This window comes from Micromonospora solifontis, assembly GCF_003725545.1.
In the GTDB taxonomy this organism is placed as follows: domain Bacteria; phylum Actinomycetota; class Actinomycetes; order Mycobacteriales; family Micromonosporaceae; genus Micromonospora; species Micromonospora solifontis.
The window spans coordinates 1-11,268 of sequence record NZ_RJLN01000123.1; the positions used below are offsets into that span (position 1 = coordinate 1).

8 protein-coding genes and 2 pseudogenes are annotated in these 11,268 nt (G+C 71.1%); 5 read left to right on the top strand and 5 right to left on the bottom strand.

Annotation, left to right across the window (positions count from 1 at the left end; translation table 11 throughout):
* Positions 1–34 precede the first annotated feature (34 nt).
* Positions 35–847: pseudogene (locus EFE23_RS25750) on the top strand (IS1634 family transposase); the annotation flags it as partial.
* Positions 848–1,431: 584 nt separating this feature from the next.
* On the opposite strand, the gene EFE23_RS25760 reads toward EFE23_RS25750, so the two are convergent.
* Complete coding sequence (locus EFE23_RS25760) at positions 1,432–2,037, bottom strand: TetR/AcrR family transcriptional regulator (protein ID WP_123243487.1); 606 nt, start codon at positions 2,035–2,037, stop codon at positions 1,432–1,434.
* Positions 2,038–2,112: 75 nt separating this feature from the next.
* On the opposite strand from EFE23_RS25760, the gene EFE23_RS25765 reads away from it, so the two are divergent.
* Complete coding sequence (locus EFE23_RS25765; protein ID WP_123243488.1) at positions 2,113–3,552, top strand: MFS transporter; 1,440 nt, start codon at positions 2,113–2,115, stop codon at positions 3,550–3,552.
* Positions 3,553–3,742: 190 nt separating this feature from the next.
* Here EFE23_RS25765 and EFE23_RS25770 read toward each other — a convergent pair whose 3' ends face one another.
* From EFE23_RS25770 to EFE23_RS25780, 3 genes are all read right to left on the bottom strand, one after another.
* Positions 3,743–5,338 carry a peptide chain release factor 3 gene (locus EFE23_RS25770; protein WP_199737235.1) on the bottom strand — a complete coding sequence of 532 codons (1,596 nt, stop codon included), beginning with the start codon at positions 5,336–5,338 and terminating at the stop codon, positions 3,743–3,745.
* Positions 5,339–5,428: 90 nt separating this feature from the next.
* A complete protein-coding gene (locus EFE23_RS25775; RefSeq protein WP_233601143.1) occupies positions 5,429–5,863 on the bottom strand; it encodes a MerR family transcriptional regulator in 435 nt (144 codons plus the stop codon).
* Between the two features lie 194 nt (positions 5,864–6,057).
* Positions 6,058–7,179, bottom strand: a complete 1,122-nt coding sequence (locus tag EFE23_RS25780; protein ID WP_158675925.1) for an FUSC family protein — start codon at positions 7,177–7,179, stop codon at positions 6,058–6,060.
* Positions 7,180–7,663: 484 nt separating this feature from the next.
* On the opposite strand from EFE23_RS25780, the gene EFE23_RS29375 reads away from it, so the two are divergent.
* Positions 7,664–8,233, top strand: coding sequence for an ADP-ribosylglycohydrolase family protein (locus EFE23_RS29375; RefSeq protein ID WP_123243493.1), 570 nt, complete (start codon positions 7,664–7,666; stop codon positions 8,231–8,233).
* Positions 8,234–8,262: 29 nt separating this feature from the next.
* On the opposite strand, the gene EFE23_RS25790 is transcribed toward EFE23_RS29375, so the two are convergent.
* Positions 8,263–8,502: a hypothetical protein gene (locus EFE23_RS25790; RefSeq protein WP_123243491.1), complete on the bottom strand. Its 240-nt coding sequence runs from the start codon at positions 8,500–8,502 to the stop codon at positions 8,263–8,265.
* 688 nt (positions 8,503–9,190) lie between these two features.
* On the opposite strand from EFE23_RS25790, the gene EFE23_RS25795 reads away from it, so the two are divergent.
* Positions 9,191–10,486, top strand: coding sequence for an MFS transporter (locus EFE23_RS25795; RefSeq protein ID WP_199737237.1), 1,296 nt, complete (start codon positions 9,191–9,193; stop codon positions 10,484–10,486).
* A 75-nt stretch (positions 10,487–10,561) separates the two neighbouring features.
* Positions 10,562–11,268, top strand: a pseudogene (locus EFE23_RS25800) (ribonuclease J); the annotation flags it as partial.

Sequence of the window (11,268 nt, forward strand, 5' to 3'; positions counted from 1 at the left end):
ATTCCTAGGTGATCTATCCGTAGTCTCTAGCCACGTGTATGTCCGGGTGTCGTCACGGAAGAACAAGACCGGCCAGACCGTGCGCTACCTGCAGTTGGCCCACAACGAATGGGACCCAGCAGCCGGGATGTCGCGGACCAAGGTGCTGTACTCCTTCGGCCGGGAGGACGAACTCGACCGGGGCGCGGTGCAACGCCTGGTCGCCGCGTTGAGCCGGCTGCTGGACCCGGCGGCCGCGGCCGCAGCGAGTCTTCCCGATCAGATGACACTGACTGACGCCCGGCCGATGGGCGGCGCCTACGCCCTCGACGGGCTGTGGCGCCGCCTCGGCGTGGACACCGTGATCCGCGAGGCCCTGGCTGGCACCCGCGCCGATGCGGCCCGGGTGGAACGGATCCTGTTCGCGTTGACCGCCAACCGAGCGCTCAAACCGTCGTCGAAGCTGGCCGCTACCGACTGGATCGCCCACGACGTGCACATCGACGGCCTGGCCGAGGTCGTGGACGAGGCCTGCTACCGGGCGATGGACGCCCTGCTCGGCGTCGAACAGACGGTGGCCCGGCAGGTCTTCGGTCAGGTCGCCGACCTGCTCAACCTTGAAGTGGACCTGCTGTTCTTCGACACCACCAGCACCTACTTCGCCACCGGCGAGGCCGACGAGCCGGTGGCCCGCGACGACCACGGCCGCGTCCGGCCCGATGCCGAACCTGCCGACACGGTGCGCGACAGCGGGTTCCGCAGTCACGGCAAGAGCAAGGACCACCGCGACGACCTGCCCCAGGTCGTGGTCGGGATGGCCGTGACCCGGACCGGGATCCCCGTCCGGGTCTGGTCCTGGCCGGGCGACTACAGTGTTCCCGCAGTTCCAGCAGCTCTCGGAAGAACCGAGCCGACCCGTTGCGGTCCCTTGCGGCGATGATGGTGTGGTTGAACGTGACTACCATTCGGCTGAACTCGCTGTTGTTCGACACGGAAGAGGGACCCGGGCGTACAAGCCGCCTGGGGGTCCACGTGCCGAATCGAGGGGGCGCCCTCCATGCACCCGCCGTGCGATCAGCCTTCCACCGGATCACCAATCTGTACGTGGCGTGGCGCCGGTCCGGTGTTCACGGTGGCGACCCTACGCGATGCGTTCGGTTGCGCGGTAGAGGTTGCCTCGCCAACGCCCTCGCGGAGTGGGAGGCATGCTGGTCGCTGCGATGGCTCTGCGACCGGTGCCGGCGGTGGGGCCGAGAATCGGTTGGTCGGGGCTCATGCCCAGTGCGCGTCGCCGGACAAGCCGCGGTGTCGCCCAGCGGTGATTGCGAAGGGGTGCTCAGTCCGTTGGAGAGAGGCGGCGGCGGTCCCACGTGCGTGCGGGCGGCCCGGGTGGCGCGCGCCTCCGGCTCAGTCGGGGTCACCGGCTGGCGTGGGGTCGCCTCTTTGCTGGGGTCAGGCCGGCGGGAACAAGCGGTCCAGGTGGTAGCGCAGGACCGCCTGCGCGGCGTCGGGTGTGTGCCGTCCGACCAGGATGCTGGTGCCGAGGCCGTGGGTGACCATGAGCAGGCGGGCGGCCTCGATGGCGGGGTTTCGGTCGGCGGGGATCCGTCCTTGATCCTGGGCGCGGCGCAGGAGCTGGGCCAGCTGTGCTTCGAGGTGGTTGGGTCCGTCGACGAAGGGCTGCGCGGCAAGGTCGGGATCGGTCATGGCCAGCACCGCGTAGGAGGTCCAGACGGTGTGGAAGACCCGGCTTGGTTCGTCGGTGGGTAGCGCTTCGGCGAGGAATGCCTCCACCACCACACGGGGTTCGACCGGATCCGGTTGGTCGGCCAGTCGAGCGGCCCACCGCTGGTTGCTCTGCGCTTCGAGGTGCCGCAGGGCGGCGTGCACGAGCTGCGCCTTGGTGTCGAAGTAGTACTGCACGAGGCGAAGGGACACGCCTGCCTCGGCGGCGACCGAGCGCATCGTGACCGCGTGCAGGCCGTCGCGTGCGGCGACACGCACCAGGGCGGCGATGAGTTGTGACCGGCGTTCGGCGTGGTCGGCGGTTCTCGGCACGGCTACTCCTTCCTACTCACGTCTATGATACAGCTGTATATGATACCCAGGTATCATTATTGGGAGGTGGGGTCGATGCGAGGCTCCATCGATCTGAGTTCCGGTCGGTGGGCCGGCGGAGCCGTCGTGCTGTTCCTGGCCTGCGCGGCGCAGTTCATGGTGGTGCTCGACGTCTCCGTGGTGAACGTGGCGCTGCCATCGATCCAGCGGGCCCTGCATGTTCGCGAGATCAACCTGCAGTGGGTGGTGACCGGCTACGCGTTGACCTTCGCTGGCTTCCTCCTGCTCGGCGGGCGGCTGGCCGACCTGTTCGGGCAACGGCGAGTCTTCCTGATCGGACTGGCGGTGTTCACCGGGGCCAGTCTCGCCGGTGGTCTGGCCCAGACGGCGGTGCTGCTGAACACGGCGCGGGCCGTGCAGGGCCTGGGCGCTGCCGCGCTCGCCCCGGCCACCCTGACCATCCTGACGACGACGTTCGCCGAAGGACCGGCACGGACGCGGGCACTGGCGGTGTGGACGGCCGTCGGCGTCGGTGGAGGCATGGCGGGAAACCTGATCGGCGGCCTGCTGACCGAGTTGCTGTCCTGGCGGTCGGTGCTGTTGGTCAACGTGCCGCTCGGATCGGCGGCCGCGGCGCTGGCAGTGAGGTTCCTTCCGCCCACGGCCGCGTGGGCCATGGTCCGACGCCTCGACGTGGCCGGGGCGTTCACCGCCACCGCAGGTCTGGTCGCCCTGACCTACGGCCTCACCGTCGTTCCGGCCCGCGGCCTGATCGACCCGGTCGCCGTGGCAGCGCTGGCTGTCGGGGTGCTGGCGCTGGCCCTGTTCCTGGTGATCGAGGCACGGGCCGGCGAAGCGGCGCTGATACCCGCGCGCCTGGTGCGGGCTCGCGCCGTCTCTGTGGGAAACGCGGCGATGCTGCTGGCCGGCGCGTGCCTGAACCCCATGTGGTTCTTCCTCGCCCTGTCCATGCAGAACGTGCTGCACTACCCGCCGCTGCGGACCGGGCTCGGGTTCCTCCCCCACACGGCGCTGACCATCGTCGTCGGCATTCTGGTCACACCGAGGCTGATGCGGCGCGTCGACGCCCGTACGCTCGTGATCGTCGGAGCGCTGGTCGCGGCGGGCGGCTTTGTCTGGCAGAGCCGGCTGCACCCCGGCAGTGGCTACCTGACCGGCATCGGCGGGCCTGCCGTGCTGATCGCGGTGGGCGGCGGGCTGCTGAACACGCCCCTGACCACGATCGTGACTTCGGGCGTCGACCGTGCTGACGCCGGCGCCGCGTCCGGTCTGATGAACACCGCCAAGCAGGTGGGCGGCGGGTTGGGGCTCGCAGCGCTGGTGGGACTCACCGCCTCGGATGAGGCAGGCCCGCGGGCCCTGGCCGACGGGTACGGCCATGCGTTCCTGGCCATCGGTCTGCTCCTCGTCGCGACCGCCGCAGCGGCGGCTGTCCTGCCCACAGGCGGGAGAACGCCGCGTCCGGTTGCCTCGGGCAGCACGGGACGGTCGTGAGATGTCGCGCCTCAGGGATTGTCCAGGCTGGCCGGCAGGGGTGTGGCGGATGACCTGGGGCTGCTGAGGCGCAGGTGAGCACGACGTGGGGGCGGTGCGTGCCACGCGGTTCGGCGGCGACAATACGGGTGGGTTCGACGACGATGACGCCGTCGATTTCCAGTCCCTCGGCGTCGTCGGCCTGGCTCGGTCAGCTGGTGGCGAGCAGGGGGTCCAGGGTGAGGCCACGGTGGCGGTCGCTGATGGCGCGCATCCGCCAGTCGTCGGTGAACAGGGCGAGCAGCGCGCCGTCGCGGGCGCGGACGAGGACCTCCGCGCCGGTTACTCCACGCAGCGCTTCCTCGCCGCCGCGGTCGGTGCGGCGGGTTGCGCGGTACGGCAGGTGCTCCAACCGGGTGGTGACGCCGAACTCGGTCTCAAGCCGGGCGGTAGCGACCTCGAACTGCATCGGGCCGACGGCGGCGAGGACGGGGGCCTGGTCGCCGCGGCGGTCGGAGCGCAGCACCTGCACGACACCTTCGGCGTCGAGCTGTTCGACGCCGCGGCGGAAGCGTTTGAAGGCGCCCGCGTCGGCGGCGCGCAGCACGGCGAAGTGCTCGGGGGCGAACGACGGCAGCGGCGGGAACGTCACCGGCGGATCGTCGTACAGGGTGTCGCCGATGCGCAGGGCGGTGGCGTTGACCAGGCCGATCACGTCACCGGGATACGCCTCGTCGATGGTTTCCCGGTCGGCGCCGAACATCTGCTGGGCGTACTTGGTGGCGAAGGGTCGGCCGGTGGGGGCGTGGCTGACGGTCATTCCGCGGGTGAAGCGGCCGGAGCAGACCCGCACGAAGGCGACCTGGTCGCGGTGGGCCTTGTTCATGTTCGCCTGGATTTTGAAGACGAAGCCGGCGAACGGGGCGTCCACCGGGCGAGGTCGTCCGGTGAGGTCGGGGCGGGCCTGCGGCGCGGGGGCGTGGGTGGCGAGGACGTCGAGCAGTTGCCGGACGCCGGAGTTTGCCACCGCAGCGCCGAAGAGCACGGGGGTGGTGGTGGCGGCGGTGAAGGCGTCCTGGTCGTGGTCGGCGCCGGTCAGGGTGAGCAGGTCCAGTTCCTCGACCGCGCGCTGCCAGTCCGCGCCGTGGCGTCGTGCCGCTTCCGCCGGGTCGAGGCGTTCCTCGATGGCGGCGGTCGCGCCGCCGGGGGTGCGGTGGAAGGCGGTCATGTCGCCGGTGCGGCGGTCGACGACGCCGTGGAACTGCCCGGCGATGCCCACCGGCCAGGTGATCGGCGTGGGGCGCAGGTTGATCCGCTGTTCGATCTCGTCGAGCAGAGCGAGAGGCTCGTTGCCGGGTCGGTCCCACTTGTTGATGAAGGTGATCACCGGGATGCGCCGGGCGCGGCAGACCTCGAACAGTTTCAGGGTCTGCGGTTCCAGACCCTTCGCCGCGTCGAGGAGCATCACGGCGCAGTCCACGGCGGTGAGGACGCGGTAGGTGTCCTCGGAGAAGTCGGCGTGGCCGGGGGTGTCGAGCAGGTTGATCACGAGGTCGCGGTAGGCGAACTGGAGGACGGCGGAGGTGATCGAGATGCCGCGCTGCTGTTCCATGGCCATCCAGTCGGAGACCACTCCCCTGCGGCCGGCTTTGCCGTGCACCGCGCCGGCTTCTCCGATCACCTGGGCGTGCAGCGCGAGCGCCTCGGTGATGGTGGACTTGCCGGCGTCGGGGTGTGAGATCACCGCGAACGTGCGTCGCCGTGCCGCCTCGGCGGCCACCGCGCTCGTGGTTGCCACCGCGGGCACCCGTGCCACCTCCTTCGTCCGTCGTCAACCCAACTAACAATACTCTCACGTAAGAGTATCTCGGCGGCTGGGCGGCGAGGTCGGGTCCGCTCAGCTGGCGGTAGCGGCGCGGGGGGTGGCTGACCCCTGCAGAGCGTCCATGTGGCCGGTGAGTGAGGCGGCGAACTCCTCGGCGGTGGCCAGCTGCGCGCGCAGGGCCGCGCAGCGTTCGTGGACGGCCTCGCGGTAGCCGGCGAGGGTGTCCAGCAGCCGCTCCCGTTCAGCCTTGGTCAGCCGGGTGCCGCTGGCGAGCCGGTCGACGATGGCCAGCAGGTCACGCATCTGCTCCAGGGAGAACTCCAGCGGCTTCATCCGCTTGACCACCTGCAGCCGCTCGACGTCGCCGTCGGTGTAGAGGCGGAACCCGCCCTGGCTGCGCGCGGAGGGGACGATCAAGCCCACTTCCTCGTAGTAGCGGATCGTGCGCAGGCTCAGCCCGGTCCGCTCAGCCACCTCACCGATCTGCATCAGTGCGCCGTCACCCATGGCTTCCGTCCCGCCTCCCAATCGCGTTGTCGTCCGGTGGGAACCCACCGTTCGGCTGCCGTTCAGGCTAACCGCCTGCGCCGCGGCACCTGGTCCGGGCGACACGCCGGGTACCCGTGCCCGGCACCGTACCGGCCAGATGATCGGCCGACACACCGCAACTCTACCCTCACGAGAGGGTCTCCTCACGCGCGTCAGCGTTCGAACAGGACTCCGCCGGCACGACGGACCTCGCGGTCGGCCTCCTCGTGCGTCAGGCCGGTGGTGCCGAGCAGGTCGGTGGCGATCGCCCGGATCTGGGCGACGACCACGTTGCCGGAGAACCCCAGGCCCTGCCGGTAGGCGGTGGTCGCATCGCGGGCCGCCCGTCGCAGCAGGCCGGCCGCCTCCTCGGGGGCCACGCCGCGCCCCAGGTCGCGGAGGATGACGCGGGTTGCCTCGGCCAACGCCCCGACCGACTCCCCCAGCTCGGCTGGGGCCGGCTCGCCGTCGCGCAGCAGGGTCACCGTACGGCGGGCCAGCACCCGGGCGTTGCGGATCGATCGGTCGATGTACTCGGCGGATTCCAGGTACTGCCGCAGCGCGTTGCGGGCGCGCCAGCGTAACGGCGCCACGGTGGCCACCTCCTGCCCCTCGGGAAGGATCTCGTGGAACTCGTCGAGCTTCTCCTCGCCCTCACTGAGCAGCACCAGCGCGTCATGGGCGGGACCGGCATCGTGCGCTCGCAGGCCGTGCGCGGCGCCGGCGAGGCCGTCGATGAGCACGCCCAGCGCGGGCTTGGCCACCCGGGACACCACGGTGAGCGGGTTGACCGGCAGCAGCACCGCCATGACCACCAGCGCGATGCCGCCCCCGACGAGGGCGTCGATGACGCGGGAGAAGTAGATGCCCTCGGTGGGCGGAGTCAGCGTGGAGATCAGCACCGCCGAGGCCGCCGCCTGACCGACCACCGCCCCGCTGCCGCCCGCCACGATCGCCGCCCCCATCGCCAGAGCGACGGCCACGGCGATCTGCCAGCCGCCCGTACCGATGAAGTAGATGAGCGCGTCGCCGACCGCGATGCCCAGCGACACGCCGAGCACGAGTTCCACGGCGCGGCGGAACCGCTGGCCCGTGGAGACGCCGAGGGTGATCACGGCGGAGATCAGGGCGAACACGGGCTCGGGGTTGCCGACCACCCGGGTGGCCACCGCCCAGGAGGCGGCGGCTGCGAGTGAGGTCTGCAGCACCACGATCGACAGGGCACGCAGTCGCTGCCACCGCTCCCGCACCGCGTGGCGAGCACGCTGAGGCAGGTGGGCAACGTCGCCGCTCACCCGGACACCCCCGGGGCTGGGCCCGCCGCCACGGTCACGCTCACACGCTAACCAGGCCGCCGAGCCGTCGTGACGCAAACACCACTTCCACCCCGAGCACCATTTGTTCCCTTACGTAAGGATAGATTCGTGGTATGACGGATCAGCGGTTTCCTCCCGAGCGTGGCGCGCCTGCGGGTCCGCGACTGTCTGCTCGCCACCGCCTGCGGCCACGCCTTGGGTCTGCCGTTCGACGGCAGGGACGGGCCCACGGGGGACGACTTCGACGCCTACGCTCGCTCCTCCGATCCGCTGCTGGTGGGTGCGCCCGTGGCGGTCCCGCTGGACCACGCGCGAAAACTGACCGGTACGACCGCCGCACCCACCGACGCGCTCGCCGTGGTGACGCAGCGGTGGATGGACCCATGGGACCGCGAGGCTGACCGAGGCCAGGCCGGTGCCGGACGACTGCCGGCGCCTCCGTGGCCGGATCAGGCCGGACGGGATGTGGGTGAGGTCCTGCTCGCCGCGGTGCCGGTCGGCCTACTGCCGCTGCCCATGCCGGAGATCGCGGCGCTCATGCGCGCCAGCACACCGGCAGGATCGCGTCCTGTGCTGCGGGAGGGAGCGGTCGTGCTCGCCTGCGCGGTGGCGGCGGCGTTCACCGGGGACACCGCCAGTGAGGTCGACCGTTTCGCGTTCGGCTACCGGACTGGCCCACGTCAGCGGGAGTTCCCCGCTGGCCGAGCGTCTTGCGGCGGTGACGACCCTGGGCAGCCTCACCGCCGAGGAGCTGTCCCGGCGGATGGGCGGCACCGAGGATCCAGTGCTCGGTGTCGTGCCAGCGGCCGTCGCGGCGTTCTTGCGGCACCCGGAAAATCCCGCTGCGGTCATCCGTTACGCCGTCAGCCTCGGCGGGGCGACGGCAACGATCGCGGCGATGGCAGGTGCCGTGGCCGGCGCGCGATGCGGCGGCACGCTGCTGCCGGCGGCCTGGCTACGACGGCTGCGCGAGCGTGACCGGGTCGGCGAGATCGCCGACGCTCTGGCGCCGAATCAGGCACGACGGCCCTGATTCCCGTCGAGAAGGGGATCGCCACCGACTCAGTAGTGGACGTGGTTGCCGACAACCGGCATCGGCCGGGCGATGATCCATCGCCAGCCCGCCTCCTCGTTGATCCGCCGCTGCAGGCGGGTCACCCGCCCGGCGGGAACGCTGAGCACGCTCTGCCAACGCCCTTGCACCTGAGTCTCGAAGCAGATGTTGGCCCCATCGGTGACGACCCGGCTGGCCTCAACGCTGATCTCTTCTCCGCCAACCTGGAAAACACGAAAGATGGGCACGACTGTCCTCCCCTGAGCGCGGTCGCAGTGCCATCACAGCCCATACTCTACCCTAACGTGAGGTTTGTGTCGGGCGTCACCCGCCCGCCTCCGTACTCGCACGTTAAAGTAGGGTTGTGGGGCGCCGCTCGTCAGGCCGGCGCCGCTCGTCAGGCCGGTGCCGCGACGTCTCGGGGCGGCGGGTCCGTCCTACCCCCGCTTCCCCGGGGCGACGCCGCCACATGTCCGCCCGACGGGAGGCAGCCAGCATGCACCGGCAGTCCGTCAGCCCGACCTGCGGCGAGGCCGACGACCTGACCGGCACCCGAGGGACCGACGGCACCGCCGTCACCTGTGAGCGCCCCGGCACCGCCCGGCCGCGCGACGCCGCTGAGGCCACCTGCGCGGGACCGAGTTGGAGTACCGGCCGCAGGCCATGACGAGCTACTCCCGCGGAAACCAGGTGTCGGCCCTCGGCTGGCGAAACCGGCCGAGGGACGGGACCTGCGATGCGGCGATGCTGTCGCCGCAGGGCAAGCCGGTCCCCTGCCGGCGCCGGCCCGCCGCGCCGGACCGCCGGGAGCCCGGCAACGATTTCGACGCCGGGATGTTCATCCTTCCGCAGTAACCACGACCAGCCCGACACCCTCCCAGCGCGCCGGCCGGACACGCCGTTGCCCGGCCCTCGTGTGCGCAGATCGCGAGGAACGTGACCACCGCACCGACCGTGACATCCTCCGCCGCCACACCCCAGTTCCATGGCTGGCGCATCGTCGGCTACGCCAGCATCACGCTGGCGATGACCGCCCCAGGCCAGACCGTGGCTGTGTCGGCGTTCATCGATCCCCTTATCGCGGACCTGCACATCAGCCGCTCGGCGATCTCCACCGCGTACCTCATCGGCACGCTCACCGGCGCGGCCGCCCTGCCGGCCATCGGCCGGCTCGTCGACCGTTACGGGGTGCGTCGGTGCGTGCTCGTCATCGCCGTGGCCTTCGGCGCCGTGTTGGTGGCCCTGTCGACGGTGTCCGGGATCATCGGACTCACCGCCGGGTTCGTCGGCATCCGGATGGCCGGCCAGGGCGCCCTCGGACTGGCCGCGACCACCGTCACCGCGCACTGGTTCCGGCGCCGCCGGGGCCTCGCGCTGGGAGTCGTCTCGGCGGTCGGTGCCGCCGGCATCTCACTCGCGCCCCTGCTGCTGGAACGACTCATCGCCCACCACGGCTGGCGCACAGCCTGGCTGGTGGAAGGGTTGGCCGTGTGGGCGGTCGTCATCCCGGTCGCGCTGCTGGGCATCCGCAACCGCCCTGAGGACCTCGGGCAGCGTGTCGACGGCGACAACCACGCCGACCGTGGCGACAGCAGCGTCCTTGCCGACCTCAGCCACCACCAGGCGCTGCGCACTCCCTACTTCTGGGTGCTGGCCGCCAGCGTGGCCACGTCGGGCATGCTCAGCACCGCCGTCGCCTTCCACCAGATCAGTCTGCTGAGCGAACGTGGCCTCAGCGCCGCCGCGGCGGCGGCAAACTTCCTGCCGCAGACCGTCGCCGGGATCGCCACCACGCTGCTCGTCGGCGCGCTCATCGACCGCGCCAGCCCTCGGCTGATGCTGCTGACCGCCATGCTCGCTCTCGCTCTCGCACTCCTGGCGGCCACCCGGGTGGCCCCCGGCTGGTCGGCTCTGAGCTTCGGGATAGCCATCGGTGCGGCATCCAGCGCCATCCGCACCGTGGAAGCCGCGCTCACCCCACGGCTGTTCGGCCTGGGGCACCTGGGGACCATTCGCGGCACCGTCAGCGCGATCAACGTCGGCTCCACCGCCTTCGGTCCCGTCCTGTTCGCCCTCGGCCACGACCTCACCGGCAGCTACACCAGCGCCCTGCTCGCCGGTGCGCTGCTGCCGCTCGCGGTGGGCGTCGCCGCCAGCCTCACTCCCCTGCCACGCATGTGGCCAGGGCGTGCGGTCGACGCCGACCGCCAACGGGCCACAGCAGGCACCTGACCCGGCCACCCAGGCCTAGCTAGCCGCTCCTAACCCTTACGTTAGAGTAGAGGGCAGGGCCGCGGCTGGCGCGGCCACCAGGGACGCCTGCTCGTCATCGACTGCGGCGCGCTGTTCCCCGACGACGATCAGCACGGCGTCGACCTGATCCTGCCCGACTTCACCTGGCTTGAGGGACGCTTCGACGCGATCGAGGCCGTCGTGCTGACCCACGGCCATGAAGACCACATCGGCGCGATCCCGTACCTGCTACGCCACCGGCCCGACATCCCGCTGGTCGGCTCGCGGCTGACTCTCGCCCTGGTCACGGCGAAGTTCCGCGAGCACCGCATCGCGCCCGTCACCTGGCAGGTCGGCGACGGCAACCGCCTGCGTATCGGCGTCTTCGACTGCGAATTCCTGCCGGTCAACCACTCGATTCCCGATGGCCTGGCGGTGGCCGTGCGCTGCGCCGCAGGGCTGGTGCTGCACACCGGCGACTTCAAGATGGACCAGCTTCCCCTCGACCGCCGGATCACCGACCTGCGCGGCTTCGCGCGCCTCGGCGAGGAGGGTGTCGACCTCCTGCTGATCGACTCCACCAATGCCGAGGACCGCGGATTCACGCCCTCGGAGCGCGACATCACCCCCGCCATCGACCGGGTGTTCGACACCGCCCGTCGCCGGATCGTCGTGGCCAGCTTCGCCAGCCACGTCCACCGGGTGCAGCAGATCATCGACGCCGCCGCCCGCCACGGCCGGCAGGTCGCCTTCGTCGGCCGGTCGATGGTGCGCAACATGGA

Coding starts and splice junctions, on each gene's coding strand:
- EFE23_RS25765 (WP_123243488.1), top strand. CDS start 2,113: ATGCGAGGCTCCATCGATCTGAGTTCCGGTCGGTGGGCCGGCGGAGCC.
- EFE23_RS25775 (WP_233601143.1), bottom strand. CDS start 5,863: ATGGGTGACGGCGCACTGATGCAGATCGGTGAGGTGGCTGAGCGGACC.
- EFE23_RS29375 (WP_123243493.1), top strand. CDS start 7,664: ATGTGGGTGAGGTCCTGCTCGCCGCGGTGCCGGTCGGCCTACTGCCGC.